23 protein-coding genes and 1 other annotated feature are annotated in these 25,292 nt (G+C 42.5%); of the genes, 18 read left to right on the top strand and 5 right to left on the bottom strand.

Going from position 1 to position 25,292, the window contains the following annotated elements; translation table 11 throughout:
• The first annotated feature begins 19 nt into the window (after positions 1–19).
• The 7 genes from DW650_RS19475 to DW650_RS02670 all read left to right on the top strand — a co-directional run bounded on the left by DW650_RS19475 (position 20) and on the right by DW650_RS02670 (position 6,540).
• On the top strand, positions 20–166 hold the full coding sequence (locus tag DW650_RS19475; protein ID WP_157610551.1) for a hypothetical protein: 147 nt from the start codon (positions 20–22) through the stop codon (positions 164–166).
• Positions 167–250: 84 nt separating this feature from the next.
• The gene (locus DW650_RS02695; protein ID WP_117919099.1) at positions 251–403 is read left to right on the top strand and encodes a vanadium nitrogenase; all 153 of its coding nucleotides are present in this window, start codon (positions 251–253) and stop codon (positions 401–403) included.
• Positions 404–466: 63 nt separating this feature from the next.
• Positions 467–3,127: an alanine--tRNA ligase gene (alaS, locus tag DW650_RS02690; RefSeq protein WP_117919101.1), complete on the top strand. Its 2,661-nt coding sequence runs from the start codon at positions 467–469 to the stop codon at positions 3,125–3,127.
• A gap of 74 nt (positions 3,128–3,201) precedes the next feature.
• A complete protein-coding gene (locus DW650_RS02685; protein WP_118209002.1) occupies positions 3,202–4,491 on the top strand; it encodes a methyl-accepting chemotaxis protein in 1,290 nt (429 codons plus the stop codon).
• A gap of 33 nt (positions 4,492–4,524) precedes the next feature.
• Complete coding sequence (locus DW650_RS02680; RefSeq protein WP_243006721.1) at positions 4,525–5,409, top strand: Ig-like domain-containing protein; 885 nt, start codon at positions 4,525–4,527, stop codon at positions 5,407–5,409.
• Positions 5,410–5,551: 142 nt separating this feature from the next.
• Positions 5,552–5,728 (top strand): 30S ribosomal protein S21, encoded by a 177-nt coding sequence (gene rpsU, locus DW650_RS02675; RefSeq protein ID WP_006856185.1) that lies wholly within the window; start codon positions 5,552–5,554, stop codon positions 5,726–5,728.
• Positions 5,729–5,985: 257 nt separating this feature from the next.
• A complete protein-coding gene (locus tag DW650_RS02670) occupies positions 5,986–6,540 on the top strand; it encodes a PilZ domain-containing protein (RefSeq protein WP_006856184.1) in 555 nt (184 codons plus the stop codon).
• Between the two features lie 103 nt (positions 6,541–6,643).
• Here DW650_RS02670 and DW650_RS02665 read toward each other — a convergent pair whose 3' ends face one another.
• Entirely contained in the window at positions 6,644–7,285 is a 642-nt protein-coding gene (locus DW650_RS02665) for a lactate utilization protein (RefSeq protein ID WP_006856183.1), read from the bottom strand.
• A 144-nt stretch (positions 7,286–7,429) separates the two neighbouring features.
• Here DW650_RS02665 and DW650_RS02660 point away from each other — a divergent pair, with 144 nt between their 5' ends.
• The 3 genes from DW650_RS02660 to DW650_RS02650 all read left to right on the top strand — a co-directional run bounded on the left by DW650_RS02660 (position 7,430) and on the right by DW650_RS02650 (position 11,464).
• Complete coding sequence (locus DW650_RS02660; RefSeq protein ID WP_006856181.1) at positions 7,430–9,166, top strand: ABC transporter ATP-binding protein; 1,737 nt, start codon at positions 7,430–7,432, stop codon at positions 9,164–9,166.
• A 125-nt stretch (positions 9,167–9,291) separates the two neighbouring features.
• Complete coding sequence (locus DW650_RS02655; RefSeq protein WP_118209001.1) at positions 9,292–10,446, top strand: CobW family GTP-binding protein; 1,155 nt, start codon at positions 9,292–9,294, stop codon at positions 10,444–10,446.
• A 76-nt stretch (positions 10,447–10,522) separates the two neighbouring features.
• Entirely contained in the window at positions 10,523–11,464 is a 942-nt protein-coding gene (locus tag DW650_RS02650; RefSeq protein ID WP_015560723.1) for a TIGR03943 family putative permease subunit, read from the top strand.
• A 188-nt stretch (positions 11,465–11,652) separates the two neighbouring features.
• On the opposite strand, the gene DW650_RS02645 is transcribed toward DW650_RS02650, so the two are convergent.
• Positions 11,653–12,564: a bacteriohemerythrin gene (locus DW650_RS02645; protein ID WP_118209000.1), complete on the bottom strand. Its 912-nt coding sequence runs from the start codon at positions 12,562–12,564 to the stop codon at positions 11,653–11,655.
• A 135-nt stretch (positions 12,565–12,699) separates the two neighbouring features.
• Positions 12,700–12,941, top strand: a binding site (T-box leader).
• 112 nt (positions 12,942–13,053) lie between these two features.
• Between DW650_RS02645 and DW650_RS02635 the strand changes: the two genes are divergently transcribed.
• The 6 genes from DW650_RS02635 to DW650_RS02610 all read left to right on the top strand — a co-directional run bounded on the left by DW650_RS02635 (position 13,054) and on the right by DW650_RS02610 (position 21,256).
• Complete coding sequence (locus DW650_RS02635) at positions 13,054–14,169, top strand: ABC transporter substrate-binding protein (RefSeq protein ID WP_117919117.1); 1,116 nt, start codon at positions 13,054–13,056, stop codon at positions 14,167–14,169.
• 36 nt (positions 14,170–14,205) lie between these two features.
• A complete protein-coding gene (locus DW650_RS02630) occupies positions 14,206–15,168 on the top strand; it encodes an ABC transporter permease (protein WP_117919119.1) in 963 nt (320 codons plus the stop codon).
• Positions 15,168–15,977 carry an ABC transporter ATP-binding protein gene (locus tag DW650_RS02625; protein WP_117919121.1) on the top strand — a complete coding sequence of 270 codons (810 nt, stop codon included), beginning with the start codon at positions 15,168–15,170 and terminating at the stop codon, positions 15,975–15,977. The genes DW650_RS02630 and DW650_RS02625 overlap by 1 nt, the downstream gene beginning before the upstream one ends.
• Positions 15,978–16,165: 188 nt before the next feature.
• On the top strand, positions 16,166–17,044 hold the full coding sequence (locus DW650_RS02620; RefSeq protein WP_006856173.1) for a sulfide/dihydroorotate dehydrogenase-like FAD/NAD-binding protein: 879 nt from the start codon (positions 16,166–16,168) through the stop codon (positions 17,042–17,044).
• 30 nt (positions 17,045–17,074) lie between these two features.
• A complete protein-coding gene (gene gltA / locus DW650_RS02615; protein WP_118208999.1) occupies positions 17,075–18,460 on the top strand; it encodes an NADPH-dependent glutamate synthase in 1,386 nt (461 codons plus the stop codon).
• Between the two features lie 258 nt (positions 18,461–18,718).
• Positions 18,719–21,256: a cation-translocating P-type ATPase gene (locus tag DW650_RS02610; RefSeq protein WP_118208998.1), complete on the top strand. Its 2,538-nt coding sequence runs from the start codon at positions 18,719–18,721 to the stop codon at positions 21,254–21,256.
• A 106-nt stretch (positions 21,257–21,362) separates the two neighbouring features.
• Here the strand turns inward: DW650_RS02610 and DW650_RS02605 are convergent, their stop codons facing one another.
• The 3 genes from DW650_RS02605 to DW650_RS02595 are packed head-to-tail and all read right to left on the bottom strand — an operon-like array spanning position 21,363 to position 23,256.
• Positions 21,363–22,196: a hypothetical protein gene (locus DW650_RS02605; RefSeq protein WP_117919129.1), complete on the bottom strand. Its 834-nt coding sequence runs from the start codon at positions 22,194–22,196 to the stop codon at positions 21,363–21,365.
• A complete protein-coding gene (locus DW650_RS02600; RefSeq protein WP_199536174.1) occupies positions 22,190–22,888 on the bottom strand; it encodes an ABC transporter ATP-binding protein in 699 nt (232 codons plus the stop codon). Before DW650_RS02600 ends, DW650_RS02605 begins: the two co-directional genes overlap by 7 nt.
• Positions 22,888–23,256, bottom strand: coding sequence for a GntR family transcriptional regulator (locus tag DW650_RS02595; protein WP_117919133.1), 369 nt, complete (start codon positions 23,254–23,256; stop codon positions 22,888–22,890). The genes DW650_RS02600 and DW650_RS02595 overlap by 1 nt, the downstream gene beginning before the upstream one ends.
• Positions 23,257–23,565: 309 nt before the next feature.
• Between DW650_RS02595 and DW650_RS02590 the strand changes: the two genes are divergently transcribed.
• Both DW650_RS02590 and DW650_RS02585 read left to right on the top strand, forming a co-directional pair.
• Entirely contained in the window at positions 23,566–24,327 is a 762-nt protein-coding gene (locus tag DW650_RS02590; protein ID WP_241070967.1) for a flagellar filament capping protein FliD, read from the top strand.
• Positions 24,327–25,037 (top strand): hypothetical protein, encoded by a 711-nt coding sequence (locus DW650_RS02585; RefSeq protein WP_117919137.1) that lies wholly within the window; start codon positions 24,327–24,329, stop codon positions 25,035–25,037. The genes DW650_RS02590 and DW650_RS02585 overlap by 1 nt, the downstream gene beginning before the upstream one ends.
• Positions 25,038–25,292: the final 255 nt, after the last annotated feature.

The following is a 25,292-nucleotide window of genomic DNA, read 5'->3' as shown; positions in this document are numbered from 1 at the left end:
GAGAATCAGGTTTTCCTGATTGAGGAACAGTAGTGTTAACGCTACTGTTCACAGGCAGGCATTTTCTGAACTGAAAATGCCGTATGATACAGTGGTGGCAGCAGATTTTGCCGATTTGGAATGCGAAGCATCGGCAAAATCCGTTGCTGGAACGAGGTACGAGTGAATAGTAACATGTTAACGCTTGACGCATAGGAAAAAAGTGCGTTATACTGAATAAGTTATAGAAGATAGAAAGGCAGGGGTATCTATGGCAGTATTTGGATGGTTTGTACATTATGTGTTAATAATGGTAATTCTTGCAGCTGTTGCAGTTGCTGGAGTATTTGCCGGCAGAAAGTGGGCAGAGAAAAGCAAAGCGAAAAAAGAAGCTGCAGCTTCCGGAAATGCCGGAAAAGAGTAATGCCGTCGTGACCTTGTAAAAACAGGGCATGAAATAATTTATACAACGTTGGAGGAACTTGTCGTGAAGAAGTTTTACGGAGAAAATGAATTGCGCAGAATGTATCTTGAGTTTTTTGAGAGCAAGGGACATCTTGCAATGAAGAGTTTTTCATTGGTACCACACAATGATAACAGCTTACTTTTGATCAATGCGGGTATGGCACCGCTTAAGCCATATTTTACAGGTCAGGAGATACCGCCGAGGAGAAGAGTGACCACTTGTCAGAAGTGTATCCGTACCGGCGATATTGAGAATGTCGGTAAGACAGCACGTCACCTGACATTTTTTGAGATGCTTGGTAATTTCTCGTTTGGTGATTACTTTAAACATGATGCGATACACTGGTCATGGGAGTTTTTAACCCAGGTTCTTGGACTTGAGGAGGACAGACTTTATCCGTCTATTTACGGGGAAGATGATGAGGCATTCGAAATCTGGAACAAAGAAGTGGGTGTTCCGGCAGAGAAGATCACCAGATTTTACCGTGATCCGGAGACCGGAGAATGTGATAACTTCTGGGAGCATGGTGCCGGTCCTTGCGGTCCTTGTTCTGAGATTTATTATGACCGTGGAGAAAAATATGGCTGTGGCAAACCGGACTGTAAGGTAGGATGTGACTGCGACCGTTTCATGGAAGTATGGAATAATGTATTTACCCAGTTTGAGGGTGACGGTAAGGGCGGTTATACTGAACTTGCACAGAAAAACATTGATACAGGTATGGGATTAGAGCGTTTAGCTGTTGTTATGCAGGATGTAGATTCTGTATTCGATATTGATACCATGAAAGCAATCCGTGACAAGGTATGTGAGCTGTCCGGTAAAAAATATCAGGTGGATGCGTTGGATGATGTATCTATCCGACTGATCACTGACCATATCCGTTCTGCAACATTTATGATCTCTGACGGTATTATGCCATCAAATGAGGGACGTGGATATGTACTGCGCCGTATCATCCGCCGTGCAGCAAGACACGGAAGAATGCTTGGTATAGATGGCATCTTTATGGCAAAACTGGCTGCTACCGTAATCAATGAGAGTAAGGATGGTTATCCGGAACTTGAAGAGAAAAAAGATTTTATCTTTAAAGTATTATCCCAGGAAGAAGAAAAATTTGGAAAAACAATCGATCAGGGACTTTCCATCCTTTCTGATATGGAAAAACAGATGGAAGCAGACGGCGTAAAGGTTCTTTCCGGTGAGAATGCATTTAAACTTTATGACACTTATGGATTCCCGATGGATCTGACACAGGAGATCCTCGAAGAAAAAGGATTTTCTGTCGATGAAGAGGGATTCAAAAAGGCGATGGAAGTACAGCGTACCACAGCGAGAAAAGCCCGCAAAGTGACAAACTACATGGGCGCTGATGAGACAGTATATGAGTCTGTCGATCCTTCTGTTACCACAGAGTTTGTAGGCTATGATTCCTTAAACTGCAAGTCAAAAATTACCGTACTTACCACAGAGACGGAGATCGTTGAGGCATTATCTGATGGAGAAGTTGGAACCGTGATCGTAGAACAGACTCCATTCTATGCTACCATGGGTGGACAGCAGGGAGATAAGGGTATCATCCGCACTGCAACCGGAGAATTCCAGGTAGAGGATACGATCAAATTACTTGGCGGAAAAGTAGGACATGTCGGAAAGATGATCTCCGGTATGATGAAAACAGGAGATGAGGCAGATCTTTCGGTAGATGCAGCACTCCGTGCAAAGATCTGTAAGAACCATTCCGCAACACATTTACTGCAGAAAGCATTGCGTGAAGTATTAGGAACCCACGTAGAGCAGGCAGGTTCCTATCAGGATGGCGAGCGTACCCGTTTCGATTTCAGTCATTTTGCAGCCATGACACCGGAGGAACTTGAAAAAGTAGAAAAGATCGTCAATGATAAGATCGCAGAGGCAATTCCGGTACGCACAGATGTGATGACTGTAGATGAGGCGAAAAAGACAGGAGCCATGGCGTTATTTGGCGAAAAATACGGTGAGACTGTCCGTGTGGTATCCATGGGAGATTTTTCCAAAGAATTCTGTGGTGGTACTCATGTAAAGAATACATCCGAAATAGCAGCATTCAAGATCATCTCTGAAAATGGTGTTGCAGCAGGCGTCCGCAGAATCGAGGCACTGACCGGAGACAACGTATTTGCTTACTATCGCAATTTAGAGAAAGAACTTTTAGAGGCAGCGAAAGCGGCAAAGGCAACACCGGCGACATTAACAGAGAAAATCGAGCATATGCAGGCAGAGATCAAAGCACTGACCAGCGAAAACGAGTCCTTAAAGAGCAAAGCAGCAAAAGAGGCGCTTGGAGATGTCATGGATCAGATTGTGGAAGTAAAAGGTGTGAAATTACTTGCTTCTGCCGTAGACGGTGTAGATATGAACGGTCTGCGTGATCTTGGAGACCAGTTAAAAGAACAGCTTGGTGAAGGTGTGATCGTACTTGCTTCTTCCTGTGAAGGAAAAGTAAATCTGATCGTTATGGCAACTGATGCAGCAATGAAACAGGGAGCGCATGCAGGAAATCTGATCAAGAGCATTGCCGGCAAAGTCGGCGGTGGCGGCGGCGGACGTCCAAATATGGCACAGGCGGGAGGCAAAAATCCGGCTGGTATTTTGGAGGCGATCGCAGAGGCAAAAACAGCACTTGAGGCACAGCTTTCCTAAAAGCTGTTTAGCATGATTGTCCCGCAACTGAAGAATCACGGAAGATGACAGCTTTTTAGCTATGGAGGCAAAAGATGGATAAAGAAATGGAATTTAAAAATAAGAGTATTAAAGAAAAGGTAAACGGAAGCTTTAAAATGATCATAGTTTTATATGTGGTCAGCGTGGCGCTTGCAGTATTTTTAATGTTTGCAGTAAAAATTGTTCCGTCTGTAGCAGAGCATTTTGTGCTTGCCGGAGGTATTGTTGTGCTTGCGATTATAACGGTCTGCAGTATTCTGGCAACATTGAAACGGGCTAAGATGCTGATACACTATATTGTAGAACCGGTCAGGGAACTAAGCAGTGTGGCAGAAAAAATCTCTGGTGGAGAACTTGATATTGAAATTGCTTATCAGTCGGAGGATGAGATCGGAGAACTTGCAGAAGATTTTCGCAAAACAGCAACTACGCTGCAACGGATTATAGGAGATCTTAATCATATTCTGGATGCATTTGCAAAAGGTGATTATACGGTAAAATCCGGATGCAGGGATGCTTATGTGGGAGAATTTGATACGGTGCATGCAAAACTGATTGCAACAACAGAACATGTTAGTGACGCTTTAAAATCAATCCGTGAATCTTCGAATCAGGTGGCACAGGGATCCGACCAGCTTGCAGTCAGCGCACAGGATCTTGCCAAAAATGCAACGGATCAGGCAGTGGCCGTTGATTCTTTAGCACAGAGCGTTTCAGAAATCACAGAACAGATTCTTGGAACAAGTAAGTCGATTGATATTGTACATGATAAAGCGAAAGACGTTGGAACAACAGCAGCGGTAAGCCAGCAGAAGATGACAGAACTGACAGAGGCAATGGAGCGTATTTCCGTGACATCCAAGGAAATCGGACAGGTTATCGAAGAAATTGAGAGTATTGCATCACAGACAAATCTGTTGTCCTTAAATGCATCTATTGAGGCAGCAAGAGCCGGTGAGGCAGGAAAAGGATTTGCAGTTGTTGCAGAGCAGATCCGTATGCTTGCTGAGAGCAGTGCAAATTCTGCAGATACGTCAAAACAGCTTTTGACAGAGAACCAGAATGAAGTAGAACACGGTAATCAGGTGACACAGCAGACGGCAGAATCTCTGACGGATGTTCTGAACGAACTGGATGCTATTGTGGGTGAGGTAGCAACGATCCGTACGGCATCTGATCGTGAGGCAGCCTTTGTAAAAGAGATCGAAGACAGCACGAAACAGATCAGCGACGCAATCCAGAGCAACTCTGCAGCATCGGAAGAAACATCTGCTACCAGTGAAGAACTTTCTGCAGAAGCAGATTCCTTAGAGGGCCTTGTAGAGCGTTTTAAACTGCGTTAAATGTTTGTTTAATACAGAGGAGAGAAAATGCAGATGAAAATAAAGGAAAAGATGATTGCTGTGGTTATGGCATTTGCAATGATGTTTACGTTTATTTTTGCAGGTGAAAGCAGTGAAGTAATCGCTGCTGCGAAAACAAAAGCATTAGAGATAAATGTTGATTTTGCCAGGAATGCAGCAAGTGGAGATGACAGCGGGATATATGTAAAGAGCCTGATTTCCAATAAAAAAATTACTTTTGGAAAGACTTATGTATTTCAGACAAAAATTTATGTGCCAGCCGTTTATATGAAAACTGGAAGAATATGGGTAAAACCTGCAGTTAATTTTTTTACAGGCAAAAATGGCGATACATATGCCGGAATGGCACAGTCTTCGAAAGAAGGATATTCTTATGATAAGAATTCGAAAGAAGTAAAAAAATATGGTGATTTTTATGTTGTCAATGTGAAAATACCATTGGATAACTGTGACAGGATTTCTGCATCAAAAGGAAGTGTGTATGGACATCTGTTCATCTCTGGTTTTAATAAGGCATATAAAGGAAGTATTTATGTTGATGATGTGACACTTACTGTAGATAAGAAATCAGTTGTAAAGCAAAATTATGAGAATGAAAAAAACGGTGGATGCTGGTATTATCTTAACAGGTCAGAAAAGGAATATACACCTGCTGTTGTTTCATTTTCTGGAAAGACATTGGATGTGACTAAGACATCGCTTACTATAAAAAAGGGTAAAAGAGCGACGATCAAAGCCACTGCAATGCCAAAAACAAAAATAACATATCAGTCTAAGAACAAGAAAGTCGCTACAGTAAACAGTAAAGGTGTTGTCCGGGGCATTCGGAAAGGAAAGACAACCATTCTTGTCACAGCGAATGGGAAAACTGTTAAAGTTCAGATTACCGTAAAATAATTTCAAATAAAAATCTGAAATTATTTCAAAAATAGGTTGACGAACCGGGAAAATATGTTATAATGCTATATAGTGCAATAAATATTACCCAAACAGTTGAATATGCACAATACGCAACTGGAGGGAGGTTAGGTGTGAGATAATGTCTAGTGTAATTGTAAAAGAAAACGAGACTTTAGATAGCGCTTTACGTCGTTTCAAGAGAAACTGCGCAAAAGCAGGTATCCAGCAGGAGATTCGTAAAAGAGAACACTACGAGAAACCAAGCGTAAAACGTAAGAAAAAATCTGAAGCAGCTAGAAAAAGAAAATACAACTAATAATTAGTTGTAGTGCAAAAAGACTACCGCATGTGTGGTAGTCTTTTTTTTCTCTGAGTGAGGTTATTTACCAGATATATTTTATTGCGATAATAAGTCTATTCGTAAGGTGGATAATCTTTAGAAATATCGTGGAGCAAAGGGCATGGTATTGCAGAAATGCATAAATATGTTTATAATATAAGAAAAGATGCATGAAATACGAATTTAAGATAGAGACAGAATATACGAAATGAGTAGAATGGAGATGATATTTTATGATTAATTTAAAAAACTGCCGGGTAATTATCCGTGAACAGAAAAAAAACAGTGTACTTGCAGACACGGTAATTCTTGGTCATAATCTGCTGACAAATATCATCAAAGTGCGGGCGAGTGCGATGGCATATCGCCCGAAAGAACCAGTGGGACTGCTTGTTTTTCTGGAGAACAAAATATATTCTTATTTAGGTACCGTACAGGGGGCGGTGATCGCAAACGAAATGTCGATTGCGCTATACGATGAAGAACAGAAAAAAGGCAGAAAATTTGAGCGTTATGAGATTGAAGCATCTGGCAAGATCGAAGGTGTCAGGATAAAAAATAACATGATAACGCTCCATAAGCCGATACCGGTTACCATCAAAAATATGAGCGCAAATGGTGTACTGTTTAAAGGAATTTCCGGCTGTCTGGACGTTGGAATGCAGCTACAGCTTTATATGGATGTAACTGATTCAGGAATGCGTTATGAGTATAAAGTGGTTCGTAAGCAGAACAGCAATCCGGAGACCGAAGAGTATGGTTGTAAAATGGTTGCAAAAAAGAAATAGCAGCCATGGGAAATTATTTTGAAAAGATACGAAAAAAGGAACCGTAAAATATGAAAAACAGTTAACAAACTGAAAAATTCATATTTTCACGGTTCTTTTTTAATTAATAACCGAAAGATTCTCCAATCAAAAGTACTTTGATACGTCCTTTGATTCCACTTCTTCTGGTGATGACAACCTGATTACAGATACAGTCCGGAGAAAGACAGTCTGCGCAGGCACCGGTTATGGCACAAGGTGTTTTTTTGTCAAGACGGATACAGTTTTGTGCTGTGGCAACATTATGTACACGGCTCAGGGCCTCGTCTACATTTGCGGCAATTTTATTCATTCCAGCTAAAATAACAACAGTTTCCGGACCATAGATCAGTGCGGCAACACGGTTTCCGGTTCCATCGATGTTGACAAGCTCGCCACCGGTTGTGATTGCATTGGTACTCATAAAATATACGTCGCTGGAAAGAGCGTCGTGATACATTTTTTTTGTTTCATCTGGTGTTTTTGCGGTTGAGCGGTCGATCAGATGGATGGAAGGATCATGGCGGAGCGCTGTCAGCATGCCGGTCTCCTCTAAGGTCATGGAGCCGCCGAAAGATACGGTCTGCCCATCTTTTAAGAATGAAAATGCAAGTTTTTCTGCGTCTTCTACGGTCGGGCAGTAGTAGCCTTCCATCTGGCGTTTTTCAAGGTTTTTGATCACTGTTGCAGCAAGTGTTTCATGGTATTTGCTTTTGATTGTATCCATACATGTACTCCTTTTTATCGTATTTGACATTGGATCGCACTTTGGCAGTCTCAATGTCACTGTGTGCTTCTTTTAGTATAGCACATATTCTTGACTTTTGGGACAGGATAGATAAAATAAAAGAGTTGGAAATGGAGGAATACTATGAGTAAAAACCTGAAAAAGATGATTTCATATTATAAGCCGTATCTGGGAGTGTTCTGGGCAGATATGTTTTTTGCAACGGTATCTGCGGCGGTCGCGCTTGTGATCCCGCTTGTGATCCGTTATGTGACATCTACATTAATCTATATGGAACCGCAGGCGATTTTAGGACAGATCCGTTGGATTGCGCTTATGTTATTCGCACTGGTGGCGGTAGACTGTTACAGCCGTTTTTTTATTGCAAATCAGGGGCATGTGATGGGCGCTAAAATCGAGTATGACATGCGTGCGGAGATTTTTGCACATTTTCAGAAGCTGTCATTTTCCTTTTATGATGATCAGAAGGTTGGGCAGCTGATGTCCCGTATTACGACGGATTTATTTGATATCACAGAACTGATGCACCATGGACCGGAAAACATTATCCTTTCCCTGATCAAAATTATTGGTGCGTTCGTGATCTTAATGAGTATTAAACCGGCACTTGCACTTGCCGCATTTGCAGTGCTGCCGTTCATGTTTCTGTTTGCCTATTACATGAACGGAAAAATGCGACGTGCGTTTCGCAGCAACCGCGAGCGGATCGCCGATATCAATGCACAGATCGAGGATAATTTGTCCGGGATCCGTGTGGTAAAGTCATTTGCGAATGAGGATATCGAAAAAGAAAAATTCCGTCAGGGAAACGAAGGCTTTCTGCGCGCAAAAAAGAACAGTTATTATTATATGGGAAGTTTCTCGGCAGGACTTGGTACTTTTACGACCCTGATCCAGGTAAATGTCATACTTGCGGGTGTCATTCTGATCGCAAAGGGAAGTGTGGATATCAGTGATCTGGTCACATTTTTGCTTTATATCAGCGTGTTTACAGAGCCGGTGCGGACACTAATTGATTTTACGGAACAGTTTCAGAACGGATATACCGGGTTTGAACGTTTTCAGGAGATCATGGCGATCGAACCGGATATTGCAGATAAAGAGGATGCAAAAGAGCTGGTCAATGTCAAAGGCGATATCAGCTTTGAGGATGTATCTTTCCAGTATGAGGAAAATACGGAATGTGTGTTAAATCATATTAATCTGAACGTTCCGGCGGGGGCTTATATGGCACTTGTGGGGTCGTCAGGAGCCGGAAAGAGTACACTGTGTTCACTGATTCCGAGGTTTTATGATGTGACGGCAGGAGCAGTTAAGATTGATGGCTGCGATGTCCGGGATATCAGGTTAAAGAGCCTGCGCGACCATATCGGTATCGTACAGCAGGATGTGTATCTGTTTGTCGGAACCGTTTTTGATAATATCCGTTATGGAAAACCGGATGCAACACGTGAGGAAGTGATTGAAGCGGCGAAAAATGCCAATGCACACGATTTTATCATGTCGCTGCCAAATGGGTATGAAACAGATATCGGACAGCGGGGAATCAAGCTTTCCGGCGGGCAGAAACAGCGTTTGTCCATTGCAAGGGTATTTTTAAAGAATCCACCGATCCTGATCTTTGATGAGGCGACGAGTGCACTTGACAATGAAAGTGAGAAAGTCGTGCAGGATTCTCTGGAAAAACTGGCAAAGAATCGTACAACATTTGTGATCGCACACCGGCTTTCCACAATCAAAAATGCACAGCGAATCCTGGTTTTGACGGAGGAGGGCATTGCGGAGGAAGGAACGCATGAGGAACTGTTAGAAAAAGGCGGTGTGTATGAAAAACTGTATCAGATGCAGTTTCATAAATAAGAGTGCTGTGTAGAAGAGAAGTGTATAGCGTAAAATATAAAAGTTTCATGAAATCCATGCAAAAATTTGCAAAAGAGGAAAAACTAGAGTAAAATAGTAGTGTTTGTGAAGGGAGAGATAAGACAATGACAAAAATTGATATTATATCTGGTTTCCTTGGAGCCGGAAAAACAACATTTATTAAAAAAATGATCGAGGAAGTTTTTAAGGGCGAGAAGATCGTTCTGATTGAGAACGAATTTGGTGAAGTCGGCATTGACGGAGGATTTTTAAAGGATGCAGGAATTGAGATCACAGAGATGAATTCCGGATGCATCTGCTGTTCCTTAGTAGGCGATTTTGGTAAAAACTTACATGAAGTCATCGAGAAGTTCCATCCGGACCGTATTTTGATCGAGCCGTCCGGTGTTGGTAAATTATCCGATGTTATGAAATCTGTCATCGACGTGGAAAAAGACGAGGATGTCAAATTAAACGGACTGATCACGGTTGTAAATGCATTAAAGGCAAGCAAACAGATGAAAGCATTTGGTGAATTTTTCAACAACCAGATCGAATATGCGACAACGGTTGTCTTAAGCAGAAGCCAGAAGGCAACACCGGAGCAGTTAGAGCTGTGTGTAAAACAGATCCAGGCATTAAATCCGAAAGCTGCTGTTATCACAACTCCATGGGATGAGATCAAAGGCGAGCAGATCTTAAAAGTAGTGGAGGGACAGGACTCTCTGGAAGTAAAACTTCTCGCAGAGCAGCATGCAAAAGAGGAAGCTTTAGAACATGAGCATGAGCATCATCATGACCACGACCACGAGGAGCATGACGAGAACTGCACCTGTGGCTGCCATGATCATGACCATGATCACGAAGAACATGAACATCACCATGACCATGATCACGAAGAACATGAACATCACCATGACCATGATCACGACCACGATCATGAGGAGCATGACGAGAACTGCACCTGCGGCTGCCATGATCATCATCACCATCATCATGCAGATGAGGTATTTACAAGCTGGGGCAAGGAGACTCCTCATAAGTTTACAAAAGAGCAGATTGAGGAAGTGTTAAAGACACTCTGCGAGACAGACGACTACGGCGAGATCCTTCGTGCAAAAGGTATGGTAGCCGATGTGAATGGTTCCTGGATCTACTTTGACATGGTTCCGGGTGAGTACGAGATCCGTGAGGGAGAGCCAGATTATACCGGAAGACTCTGTGTGATTGGTACACATATTGACGAACACAGATTAGAGGAACTGTTTGGAATCGCGTAAAAGCGGGAAAAAGTTACTCAGGAATGGAGATTAGTGTGAAAAATAAGATTTTTCACACGCAAGAATGGAGATTTATATGAACGAAATACCAGTATATTTATTTACCGGTTTTATGGACAGTGGAAAGACGACTCTTGTAAAAGAGACGCTGTTTGATGATGGTTTCACTGAGGGTGGAAGAAGTGTTGTGATCTGCTGTGAGGACGGAGATGTCGAATATGACGAGGAGGAGTTAAAAAAAATCAACGCCAGACTTGTCATGGTAGAAAATGAAGAGGATTTTACCGAAGAGTTTTTAAACAAAGTGCAGGCGGAATATCTGCCGGAGCAGGTGTTTATCGAATACAATGGTACCTGGGGAATGGGAACACTGATGGATATGGAACTCCCGAAACACTGGGTGATCGTACAGCAGTTAGCGACTGTGGATGCGACAACGTTTGACATGTATCTTGCAAATATGCGTACCATGGTAATGGAACAGTTATTCCAGGCAGATGTCGTGATCTTTAACCGCTGTGATGACAGCACGGACAAAGGCAAATGCCGCCGTAATGTCAAGGCACAGAACCGCAAGGCACAGCTCGTCTTCGAGCGTGAGGACGGCAGCTTGGATGAACGTCCGGAGGAACTTCCGTTTGATCTTTCTGCGGATGTGATCGAGATCACCGATGCAGACTATGCAATCTGGTACATGGACTGTATGGATAATCCGAAAAAATATGAGGGCAAAAAAGTATCTTTCCTGGCATTGGTATACAATCCGGAAAAACTTAAAAAAGGAGTGTTTGTGCCGGGACGTTTTGCGATGACATGCTGCATCGAGGATGTGACATTTATCGGATTTAAGTGTAAATATGCGGATGAGGACAAGATCCCGCACAAATCCTGGATCAATATCACTGCGGAAGTGCATGTGGAATTTGCGAGAGAGTATAAGGGAAAAGGACCGGTACTTTATCCGGTATCCATCGAACCGGCAGAAAAACCGGAAGATGAGCTGGTATATTTCTCGTAAACCGGATATGTTCTGCATGTGTAAGCTGGGAAGAATAATCGCTGCTGGTCACACTTGGAGATGTGAACAGCAACAAATAGATGCATAGGAAAAGGACAGAAGTTGGAAATCCGAAGATTCCAGTTTCTGTCCTTTTAAAATTTTTAGTAATCAGATATTATTTTTTGTGTTCTTGTTTTTCTTTGAGCCTATTCTTCCTTGATTCCATGTTCACGCATATACTCACCAATCTTTTTATCGGAACCTAAGATATGATTGATCAGCCAGCCGGACAAAAAATTGATCAGGTCAATCAGATATTCCTGCTGATTGTCATCCATTTCGTCCAAATCTGTTAAATCAACCTCAACAAGACGTTCCACGAAGGCAGTATGTGCACGTTTCTGAGCACTGATTTCCGGATAATGGATGCGTTCCATGAGATTTTCTTCATCACGGAAATGAAATTCTGTATAGTCTTTTAATTCTACAAGCAGCTGCATGATCTCATCATATTTGTCATGCAGAAGTTCTGCGTGAATCAGATCGTTGGTATCGTGAATGATCTCAAACAGCCGTCGGTGCTCAGTATCAATTAACTCAACGCCGGTTTTGTATTTTTCGCAAAATGCAAATGGATCTTCTTCATCAGCAGAAATAGAAGACATTTTTCCGATCATCGTATCACTGCTTAAGATATGCCGGTATAACCAGCGAGCCAGATAAGCCAGCAGGTCGTTTAGGGATTGCCTTGCTGCTTCCGGGGAAGAAGTATCCAGAGCAAAAGTGTTGATTTTTTTTGTAAATGCTTCATGTTCTTTTTTTTGGATCGGAAGCTCAGGATCATGAATATGCTCCATGTAAGCTTCCTCATGGGCGAAATGTGTTGCAGCGTAATTTTTCAATCCGGAAACCAGATTCTTGGAGATAACAGAGGTATCTGAACTTTCTTTTGAAAGGTCAATCGCTTCATTTATCATCTGAAATAACCGACGATGCTCATTATCAATCTCGTCAATTCCAATTAAATAGTCGTCTGTAAATTTATACATTATAAAATCCTCCCTTCCGTGGTAAATACCACTTTTCTTTTGAATAAAAATATGGATTTCCCAGCCCATAATTATATTTATGGAGTTATATGGGATAATACATCAACATTATAACATGAATCCGTGTGAGAAAAAAGTAAATAAAAAAGAAAATAAAAAATGTGTTGACAAAATCACTTTAATATATTAAAGTATATCCATAAAGAAAAACCGTTGAGAAAGAATAGTAAGCATTTTTTGATATTACAGAGAGCTGCAGGTGGTGGGATTGCAGTATGGATGGATTTGCTGAATGGACTTTTGAGGGCGGCCTGAACAGATACAGTAGGCGTCGCCGGGAACCGGACCCGTTACCCATCCGGCATGTATGGTTGTACATGAAGCGAGTGGACTTTTCAGTCAATATGAGTGGTACCGCGATAATAGATACTATTACCGTCTCAGGCAAGAACCTGAGGCGGTTTTTTGTGTAATAAAAAAGTATTTTTTGTTACGCTGCATGACGAATTCCACCTCTCAAAACGGATTTTCCAAATTTAAAATCTGGAGGAAAAAATAATGAAGAGAAAAATGATGGCAGTAGTATTAATGATGGCAATGACAGCAGGTGTGCTTGGTGGATGCGGAAATAACGCAGGAAGTAATGCAAATGCAGATGAAAATGCACAGAATAATGCAGATACTGCAGAGATAAAAGAGGATGCGGACGGAAATGTGACAGAAGCTGCAAATGCAGATGGAACAGTTTATAAAGTAGGTATCGTCCAGTATGTAGATGATGCATCTTTAAATCAGATTGAGAAAGCAATTGAGGCAGAGCTTGATGCAAAAGGTGCAGAACTTGGTGTGACATTCGATTATGCAGATTATACCTATAACGGTCAGGCAGATTCTTCCACATTAAATCAGATCGCAACAGATCTTGTGGCAGAGAAAGTGGATGTGATCATTCCGATTGCAACTCCGGCAGCCATGATCATGCAGAACGCAACAGAGGATAACCAGATCCCGGTTGTATTTTCCGCAGTATCAGATCCGGTCAGTGCAGGGCTTGTTGCAGACTTAGAGGCACCGGGAGCAAATATCACAGGTACATCCGATGCACTTGACACCACGGCAGTCATGAAGCTGATCATGGCAGCCAACCCGGATGTTAAAAAGATCGGACTGTTATATGATAAGAGCCAGGATTCTTCTAAGGTACCGGTTGCAGATGCGATTTCTTTCTGTGAGGAAAATGGTATTGAGTACATTGAAAAGACAGGAACCACCAATGCAGAAGTATCCGCAGCGGCAGATGCACTTGTGGCAGAAGGAGTGGATGCAGTATTTACTCCAACCGATAATACGATCATGACAGCAGAACTTGCGATTTTTGAAAAATTTGCAGATGCAAAGATTCCTCATTATACAGGAGCAGATTCTTTTGCATTAAACGGTGCATTCCTAGGCTATGGAGTTAATTACACAGAACTTGGAACTGCAACAGCAGATATGGCAGCAGATGTTCTTGTAAATGGTGCGGATCCTGCAACAACAGCAGTCCGTACCTTAGACAGCGGTATTGTGACTGTCAATACAGAGACAGCGGCAGCCGTTGGTATTGATGATGGCGTGTTCAAAGATATGTGTGAGGAATTAAAAGAAGTTACGACTGCAGAAGAATTTGAATAAAAGCGGAATATAAGAAAAAATGAGCCGGAGGGGATTATGGGTTCAATCATTACACTTTCCATTGTACAGAGTGCGTTGGAACTTGGTTTTATCTATGCACTTGTTGCATTGGCATTATTTGTATCATTTTCCATATTGGATATTGCGGATCTGTCAACAGACGGCTGTTTCACGTTGGGCTGTGCGGTCTGTGCGACAGTGACGCTTGCCGGACATCCGGTGTTAGGATTGTTTGCGGCAGCCGCAGCAGGTGTGCTGTCTGGATTTGTTACCGCATTTTTACAGACCAGAATGGGCATTCAGTCAATCTTAGCCGGAATTATTGTAAATACCGGACTGTATACGATCAATATTGCAGTCATGGGGTTTGCATCCAATCTCAATCTTTTTTCCTGCGATACGGTATTTTCATGGGCGAAAGACCACATCGGAGGAACCTGGTATAAACTCATTGTCGCAGCAGTATTTGTTATGATTGTAGGCGTGATACTGGCATGGTTTTTAAATACGAGACTGGGACTTTCCATCCGTGCGACCGGTGATAACCCGGATATGGTAAGGGCATCAAGTATCAATACCGGACTTATGATCACGATCGGTCTTTGTGTGGCAAATGCCATGACAGGACTCTCCGGCGGACTGCTTGCACAGTATCAGAAATCCTGCGATATCAATCTTGGAACAGGAATGGTGACGATCGCTCTTGCGAGCCTGATCATCGGAGAATCGATCATTGGAAAAGGCGGAGTGTTAAAGCGTGTGGTCGGTGTAGTGCTAGGAAGCTGTCTGTATCGTTTTATCGTAGCGATCGCGTTAAGATTAAATGTTCCGGCAGAATGTTTAAAACTGGTATCATCACTCATCGTTGCGTTTGCGATCGCATTGCCTTATCTTAAGAAGCAGGCTGCGTTTGTGAAACAACGCCGCCAGGCAAAGGCTGAAAACCAGTTATATATGCAGCAGATCCAGAAACAGAACCAGAAGAAGGAGGAACCGTGATGTTAATTATGAAAAATGTCAGCAAGACCTTCAATCCGGGAACTGTCAATGAAAAATGCGCATTAAAAAATCTGAATCTGGAATTGAAGGATGGCGACTTTGCAACAATTATCGGAAGCAATGGAGCAGGTAAATCTACATTATTTAATGCGATCACCGGAGCATTTTTTATCGACCGGGGACTGATTGTGTTAGATGGGGAGGATATTACTTACCAGAAAGAACATGTGCGGAGCAAGGTGATTGGTCATCTGTTCCAGGATCCTTTAAAAGGAACTGCACCGCACATGACAATCGAAGAAAATATGGCACTTGCGTATCTGCGTGCAAAAACTTCAAAAAATGCCTACTTCAGCCGTATCAATGCGGCGGATAAAGCAAAATTCAGGGAGCACCTTGCACTGCTTGATATGGGGTTAGAGGATCGCATGAAGCAGCCGGTAGGACTTCTTTCCGGAGGACAGCGCCAGGCACTGACGCTTCTTATGGCGACGATGGTCACACCAAAGATCCTGCTGTTAGATGAGCATACGGCGGCATTGGATCCGGCAACCGCAAAAAAAGTGCTCGACCTGACCAGACAGATCGTTGCAGAGAGAAAGATCACCTGCCTTATGGTAACCCACAATATGCACCAGGCATTAGAACTTGGAAACCGCACGCTTATGATGGATTCCGGAAATATTATTCTGGATGTGAGCGGGGAAAAACGGGCAGGCATGACTGTGGAGGATCTGTTAGAACAGTTTGCGGTCTGTGCCGGAAAGCGTTTAGATAACGACCGTATCCTGTTTTCACAGGCGCAATAGTGTTTAAAATAAAGAAAATGGAATTTTTTGCAGGATCTGGCAGTAATAATTTAAGAAAAAACAGAAGTAATTGAGAAAAATGGAGGAAAGCCGTTGAAATTTAGCGTGTTTTCCTTTATTATGTTAAAGTATGAAAATAAATACTTTGACGGGCATGTTGATGTATATAAAAATGTTAGGAGGAGAATATGTATCCAATCGTAAGAAGAGAAAAACTGGCAGATAAGATTTATCTTATGGATGTCAAAGCACCTCGTGTGGCACAGTACTGTGAGCCGGGGCAGTTTGTAATTGTAAAGATTGATGAGGAGGGCGAGCGTATTCCGCTTACCATTTGTGATTATGACAGAGAGGCAGGTACGATCACAATCGTATTCCAGACTGTCGGAGCATCTACAGAGCGTATGGCATATTTACAGGAAGGAGACGCATTCCAGGATTTTGTAGGTCCGCTTGGATGTGCGTCTGACCTGATTGACGAAGATATTGAAGAATTAAAGAAAAAGAAGATCCTTTTCGTTGCCGGAGGTGTTGGTACAGCACCGGTATATCCGCAGGTAAAATGGCTGCATGAGCACGGTGTGGACTGTGATGTTATCATGGGATCTAAGACAAAAGATCTGTTAATCTTAGTAGATCAGATGAAGGAAGTTGCGACAAATCTCTATGTGACGACCGATGATGGTTCTTATGGATTCCACGGTATGGGAACTAATCAGTTACAGGAACTCTGGGATGCAGGAAAACGCTATGATCACTGTGTAGCGATCGGACCGATGATCATGATGAAATTCGTATGTAAGCTGACAAAAGAGCTTGGAATCCCGACCGTTGTTTCCATGAACCCGATCATGGTAGACGGAACCGGAATGTGCGGTGCATGTCGTCTGATAGTAGGCGGGGAAGTAAAATTTGCCTGCGTGGACGGACCGGAGTTTGACGGGCATCAGGTTGATTTTGACCAAGCGATGAAACGTCAGGCACAGTACAAGACAGAAGAGGGAAGAGCGATGTTAAAGCTGCAGGAAGGTGATACACATCACGGCGGCTGTGGCAACTGTCAGTAGGATTGAGCGTTTGAAAAGGAGATAGAGAGAATGGACGTATTAAATAGAGTACCGGTTCGCGAGCAGGAACCACAGGTTCGTGCGGCTAACTTTGAAGAGGTATGTTTAGGATATAACGAGGAAGAGGCAAAGGCTGAGGCAGCGCGCTGCTTAAATTGTAAAAATGCACAGTGTATGAAAGGCTGTCCGGTTTCCATCAATATCCCTGCATTTATCGCACAGGTTAAAGAGGGGAATTTTGAGGAGGCATACCATATCATCAGCCAGTCATCTGCACTTCCTGCAGTCTGTGGACGTGTCTGTCCGCAGGAGAGCCAGTGTGAGGGAAAATGTATCCGTGGAATCAAAGGCGAAGCTGTTGCAATTGGTAAATTGGAACGTTTTGTTGCTGACTGGGCAAGAGAACACGGCATTAAACCGAAAAAAGCAGAGAAGTTAAACGGACATAAAGTTGCAGTCATTGGTTCCGGTCCTGCAGGTTTAACCTGTGCCGGTGATCTGGCAAAACTTGGTTACGATGTAACGATCTTTGAAGCACTTCATGAGGCAGGCGGTGTATTGATCTATGGTATTCCGGAATTCCGTCTTCCGAAACAGAAGGTTGTTGCAGCAGAGGTTGAAAATGTAAAAGCACTCGGTGTTAAGATCGAGACAAACGTTGTCATCGGTAAATCTGTTACGATCGATGAACTGATGGAAAATGAAGGGTTTGAGGCTGTATTTATCGGTTCCGGTGCCGGACTTCCAAGATTTATGGGTATTCCTGGAGAACAGGCAATGGGTGTATTTTCTGCAAATGAGTTTCTGACCAGAAATAACCTGATGAAAGCATTTAAGGATGAGTATGATACACCGATCAAAGCCGGCAAGAAAGTCATTGTTGTCGGTGGTGGTAACGTTGCTATGGATGCTGCAAGAACGGCAAAGAGACTTGGGGCAGAGGTACACATTGTATACCGTCGTGGTGAGGAAGAACTTCCGGCGCGTGTTGAGGAAGTACATCATGCAAAAGAAGAGGGAGTGATCTTTGATCTGCTCCAGAACCCGACAGAGATCCTTGTAGATGAGAATGGCTGGGTTAAAGGTGCGAAGGTCATTAAGATGGAACTCGGTGAGCCGGATGCATCCGGAAGAAGAAGTCCGGTAGAGATTCCTGGATCTGAATATGAGATCGAGGCAGATACCGTGATCATGTCACTTGGAACTTCCCCGAACCCGCTTATTTCTTCTACTACAAAAGGTCTTGAAATCAACCGCAGAAAATGTATCATCGCAGAAGAAGAAAATGGTGCTACTTCAAAGGCAGGTGTATTTGCCGGTGGTGATGCTGTAACCGGAGCTGCAACTGTAATTCTTGCCATGGGTGCAGGAAAAGCTGCCGCAAAAGGTATTGATGAATATTTAAGCAATAAATAAAAATAACTGCGAAGAAAGATATATTTAAGAAAAATGCCGGAATCAGTGATAAAAAGCTGATATCCGGTACTTTTTTGTTAGAAATTGTATCAGATATCTAATTTTTTTATAAATGTTTCTTAACACATCTAAAATATTCATTAAATCTTACCTAAAACCCACTTTTTTTCAAAATAATGGTTATACTTGTAAGCAAAGTTATGATGAATTGTAAATGCGCCAGAGTGATAGTGAGTAAATACTAAGAGGTATGGCTATATGGAGGAAAACGTGAACCAGACAGAGAAAGAAATGGCAGAAAACGAGAAGCAGAAACAGGCAGAAAAAGCAGTGACAGAAAACAAAAATCAGAAACAGGCAGAAACAATCCGGGGACTGACCGCACAGCAGGTGGCAGAGCGAATGGAAAAAGGTCTCTGGAATAAAAAAGCAGAGTCGGCTACAAAGACGACAAAAGAAATTATAAAATCAAATGTATTTACATATTTTAACCTGATATTTTTAGTGATCGCGTTATTGTTAATCGGCGTTGGTGCTTTCCGTGACCTGACTTTTCTTCCGATCATCATTGCAAATACATTGATCGGTATTGTGCAGGAAATCCGTTCTAAAAAAGTACTGGATGATCTTTCTATTTTAAACAGTCCTAAAACAAGGGCGATCCGGGATGGCAGTAAAAAGGAGATTCCCGCGGATGAACTGGTACTGGATGATATTGTGGAGCTTTCTGCGGGTGGACAGATACCAGCGGATGCGGTTGTGTTAAACGGACAGTTAAATGTCAATGAATCACTTCTTACCGGTGAGTCAGATGAGATCGTAAAGAAAAGCGGGGACGAACTTCTGTCCGGCAGTTTTGTGGTGTCAGGAAGCTGTCTTGCACGACTGACAAAGGTTGGAGAAGAGTCTTACATATCGAAATTGACCCATCGGGCAACCCAGACAAAAGAAGGGGAACAGTCAGATATGATCCGTTCTTTAAACCGTCTGGTACAGGCAGTTGGTATTGTAATCATTCCGATCGGTGTGGTTCTTTTTGTGCAGCAGTTTGTGTATGCAGGTACTCCTTTGCGGGACAGTGTAACAAGCATGGTGGCTGCGATCCTTGGTATGATACCGGAGGGACTTTATCTGTTAGCAAGCGTTGCTATGGCGGTAAGTGCCATGCGTCTGGCAAAACAGCAGGTTTTAATTCACGACATGAAATGTATTGAGACGCTAGCGAGAGTGGATGTACTCTGTGTGGACAAGACGGGAACGATCACAGTTCCTGACATGGAGGTAGATACTTTTGTTCTCACAGAAGATCTGATGAAAACGGTTCCGGATGGAGATGATGGTACCAGGGTTTATGTCGATGCAGGAGACAGGGAAGAACAGGAACAGAAATATCGACAGGTCAGAGAAAAAATCGCTGAATTTGCTGTAAACATGAATGCAGATAATGCAACGATGGAGGCGGTCAAAGCATACTTTAAGACAGGGAATACCGTGAATATAAAAAAAGCAGACAAAGTGTTTGCATTTTCATCCAAAACAAAGTACAGCGGAATCATTTCCGGGGGAGACAGTTATCTGATCGGGGCACCAGAGTTTGTGCTTCGGGAAGATTATGAGCATTATAAAGAAAAAATTGAAGCATACAGTGAGAAAGGATATCGTGTCCTTGTGTATGGCAGATACGAAGGAGTTTTAGACGGACAGAAACTTACAGAAAAGGCATTGCCGGTTGCATTTATCATGCTGACAAATGCCATTAGAGAGGGGGCAAAGGAAACCTTTTCCTATTTTACAGAGAGAGGTGTTGAGATCAAGGTAATTTCCGGTGATAATCCAAAGACAGTTGCAGAGATTGCACAAAAAGCCGGAATCTGTGGTGCAGATAACTACGTGGATGCTTCCACACTGACGACGGATGAGAGCATTGCGCAGGCAGTGATGAAATATCAGATTTTTGGCAGGGTGACACCGGATCAGAAGTTAAAATTTGTGGAAGCACTGAAAGCACAGGGAAGAACAGTTGCCATGACAGGCGATGGCGTCAATGATGTGTTGGCACTAAAGGATGCGGACTGCAGTATTGCGATGGCATCGGGGAGCGAGGCGGCATCACAGGTGGCGCAGCTTGTGCTGCTGGATAATGACTTTTCGAGGATGCCATCAGTAGTGATGGAAGGCAGAAGAGTGGTAAACAATATTCAGCGTTCAGCAAGTTTATATCTGGTAAAAAACATATTTTCCATGCTGCTGGCAGTATTTTCCATGATTTTTATGATCAATTATCCATTGGAACCATCTCAGATATCATTGATCAGTATGTTTACGATCGGCATACCATCCTTTGTGCTTGCGTTAGAGCCGAATAAAGACCGTATACAGGGACATTTTATGACAAATGTATTATTAAAGGCGTTGCCAGCCGGACTTACTGATTTTCTGGCTGTCAGCAGTCTGGTGCTGTTTTGTCAGGAATTTGGTGTAAACGAAGGAGATATATCAACGTCCTGTACGATCCTGGTCGCCATTGTTGGATTTATGATCTTATATCAGATCGCAAAACCAATGACAATCGGGCACCGCGTGTTAATGGTGGGAATGGTTGCCGGATGGCTGTTCTGCATGATATTTGTCAGCCATCTGTTCGCAATCAGGGATATCTCAATGCAGTGTATGATGCTGACAGCGGTATTTGCAATCGCAACGGAACCGGTTTTACGTTATCTGTCGAAATTTGTGGAGTGGCTGCGTGGAAGTCTGCTGGTATTGAAAAAGAAGATACACCGGGTGACAGCATAAAATGGGATAATGCTTTGGTAAGAAATAACAAGATAAAGAAATAGCCGCCCCGGTTTGAAAGACGGAGCGGCTGTTCAAGTGAAAGTAGTGATTTTGGAATGAACGGTTATTCCAGATTCAGATGTTTTTTAATAATAACCATGCACACGATATAGAAAATCACACATTCGATGATCGAAAAGAGCAATCCGGAATGCAACATAGAAGAAAAGGCTGTACCGAATGCAGCGTTTTCAGAGACATCATAGACAGCGACATTGATGTTATTCATGAAACCGAAATATCCGGTAAGTACCATGAGGATGGAAGCTGCGATCTGACCTAACATGTAAAACACAATTCCGGCACCGATGGAAGCACCTATTTTATGTTTTGTAAAAAGCTGGCCGATAGAACCGCTGGCGAATACCATCAGAAGATACTGCAGGCAGGATATGATCATGGAAAGAATCATATAAATAATAAAGGTATGAAATGGTATGCCAAACAGATTTTTGAAATCTGCCATAGCCATATAAAAGTCTGAATCAAACGAAAATCCTCTGTTTGCTGCGCAGCCTAAGAAAATGATCGACAGAAACAGGATGATTAAGGATAACATCAGCCAGCAAAAGGAAACGAACAGTTTTACATTGAACGTCGACATCTGACCAACCGGCAGTGTGTGTGTCAGGTATCCCTGATCGGAATACATGGTTTTATAAAAATGAACACACATATATACGTAGCTTACCACGAAAAGTGCAAATACACCAAGTACATAAAATACCATAGCTGCTGTAAAGAAAATCTCCTGTATCTGGTTCGTCATACCTGCAGGATCACTGTTACTGTACATGGCAATGCAGCCGAGAATGGTGACGAATGCCATGATGCCGTAGATGATGAACATTAATTTGTATGTGTTTTTAAATTCGTATTTCAATAATTTTCCTAACATCTGAATACCTCCCGGAACAGTGCATCGATGGATTTGCCTTCCTCGGCGCGGATATCATCAACGGAAGAGGAAAGACGGATCTGTCCATTCTGGATAAAAACGACCTGATCTAAAATATTTTCGATATCAGCGATCAGATGTGTGGAGATCAGGATAGAAGCAGACGGATCATAATTGGTTAAGATCACATCTAAAATATAATCTCTTGCAGCAGGATCGACACCCGCGATCGGCTCATCTAAAATATATAATTCCGCTTTCCGGCTCATGACAAGGATAAGCTGTACCTTCTCTTTGGTTCCTTTTGACATGCTTTTTAGAGAATCATTTGGATTAATATTCAGTTTTTGCAGCATATCGTAGGCGCGTTCCCTGTCGAAATCTTCATAAAAGTCCTGAAAGAAAGCGATGACTTCTTTCACACGCTGGTTCATGTTCAGGTAAGTGTGATCCGGCAGGTAGGAAATGTGGCGTTTACTCTCGACACCGATCGGATTTTCTTTGTAATAGAGTGTGCCGGAAGTCGGGGTTAAAAGTCCGTTGATCATTTTAATCAGTGTTGTTTTTCCACTGCCGTTTGGACCGAGAAGTCCTATGATATGACCACTTTCGATCGAAAGATCAATGTGATCGATCGCAGTTTTATTGCCAAACTTTTTCGTAAGATCTTTACATTCAAGTAATGTGTCCATCATTTTTCTCCTTTCATGGTCTGATCGATCATAGCCAGAATTTCATTTTCCTGAAAGCCGAGCTGCTGCATAAATGAGAGCAGTTCTGTAATTTTATCTTTTGCAAGTGTTGATTTTAATTCATCGATCATGGAAGTGTCCTCCGTAATAAAGCGTCCTGTTGTCCGTTGTGAGAAAACAAGACCGGTTCGTTCAAGTTCTGAAAAAGCCTTCTGCATCGTATTTGGGTTTACCGCTGCTTCGGCAGCAAGATCACGGACGGAAGGCAGTTTGTCTCCGGGTTTATATTTGCCGGAAATGATGTCCATTTCGATCCGCTCTACGATCTGTATGAAAATAGGGCGGTCGGAATTAAGGTTCCATGCCATCGTATCACCTCGTTTCTTTGTACTAATGAAATAATACAATAGTACAAGAGGAGTGTCAAGAATTTTTTTGTAAAGTATTTTTAATTTGTGACGATATAAATGATATAACAGAAGAAAGCTAAGGATGGCGTCTGATTTTCAAGGAATGAAATAACCGGGAAACAGGCGCCATTTTTGCGTTGCTTTCCAGCGCATTTCAAGTTTGTGCGTAAGCACAGATCTTGCGTGTGAAAAATGTATTTTTATACTGAACCCTCCGGGGGAGCGCTTATCTGTTATAAAATGAGTTGTGAAATGGGGAAAATGAGTATGAGAGTTGGGAACAGATTAAACAGCACCATTGTGCGTGCGCGGATGAACCGTATTGCAAAGACAAGAATATTTTCGACAAAACAGCAGAGAACAAAAAAGAGTATTTCAGGAAGTTCGGGTCAGTCGATCAGTCAGCTTCTTTCAAAATTAAATGCAAATAGTGGGAAAACATCATCTGCGGCGCAGTTGATCGCAAACAGAGACCAGACACTTTTATACAGTGGAATGGAGACGGCTGCGGAACGTGTGGAAAAACGGTTGGGGAAGTTTTTAAAAACAGATGGTACTTCTGTATTTGACGGGGAAGATGAGGCAAAAGTGAAAGAGAATGTGACAGATCATATAGAGTCATTTGTAAATGACTATAATTATCTGATGAAACGTCTTACACAGTCCGGCGACAGCGTGGATTCAAATTTTGCCAAAAAGCTGAAGAATTATGCAAATGCGGAAAATAAAGAACTCCGTGAGATCGGAATTACGATAAATGGTGACGGAACATTAGAGCTGGATGAAAAGAAATTAAAGGCAGCCGACATCAGCCAGATAAAGAAAATGTTTGCCGGTGAAGATGGGTTTGCCGAAAAAGTGTCAGATCTGTCAGGACAGATCAGCAAATATGCAAAAGAAAAGGTGACGGAACTCGAAAAATCAAATGTGACGGCGAGCAGTAACTATAACCGTTATGCACGCTATACAAACGGCACACAAAATAGCAGCAGTTATTATAACAATGGCTATTATAACAGTAAGGCATAATGACAGAGCAGTTTTATGGGGATGACTCTGTCAGAATAAAAAAGACCGCAAAAGAAGAATGGGTGCAGTCCGAATTCAGGGAACAGGAGAGATACCGGAGGAATTATTATGGTACGATTTTTCTTGAGATTTTGTTAGATAAGATGCAACAGAAAGAAAGGGTACTGTATATTGAGACGGTAAAAGCACCTCGGGTCGTGCGCATAAAGCGGAGAAAAAAAGATCTGGATCCGAAAAAATGTGATGAAGTGGAGCGGCAAAAAGAGACTGTCACAAAAAACTGTGATGCGCACAAGCCAAAAGAATCGATGGTATCCGGAACACGGTCTGTGCCGCCTGCACAGAATGTGCAGGATATGCCGGTCGTACCGGAAATAAGATTGTCAAATGGATCGGAAGAGCAGAGAAGGGGTTCGCATGCGGAGCTTATGATAAGTACTGGTATGTCACAGGAAAGTCGAAACGCAGGCAGCAGTCCGGGTGGAAATCAATGCTCTACGGCGTATTCCATGGAATGTTGTTCTGTGAAATATTGTTCCATGGAAGGGTGTTCCATGGAATCTTCCGCGAGTGTTTCAAAAACCGGACTTACTCCGGTTCAAAAAGAAACGATTCTTGTGTGGGCGTCGGGAGATATTTTAGAATTGACTGTGATGTCAGAACTGCCGGAAATATCGGGAACTTATAATGCGCGGGCGTGTATGGTGTAGGTGCGGCTTAACTGCCGTTGCCTGCATTACAGGTGCGAACAGCAGCGCTTTTTGTGTAAATTGCACAAGAAAATTCAAATGAGTTGCATACTAAGGATGACGTATGATAAAATAACTCAAAGCATATTTCTACGATGCAGACATCTATCCGGTGCTATAATTACGAATCCGGCAATTCTGTCTGTATGACTATCAGGATGTATACATCCGTCTAAAATTCAAAAAAACATTTCAGAAATCTATGCTTTTTATCCA

Source organism: Roseburia sp. AM23-20 (assembly GCF_003470905.1).
GTDB classification, from domain to species: Bacteria; Bacillota; Clostridia; order Lachnospirales; family Lachnospiraceae; genus Roseburia; species Roseburia rectibacter.
Note: the sequence above shows the minus strand (reverse complement) of the source record. Positions and strands in the feature narration are given on the sequence as shown.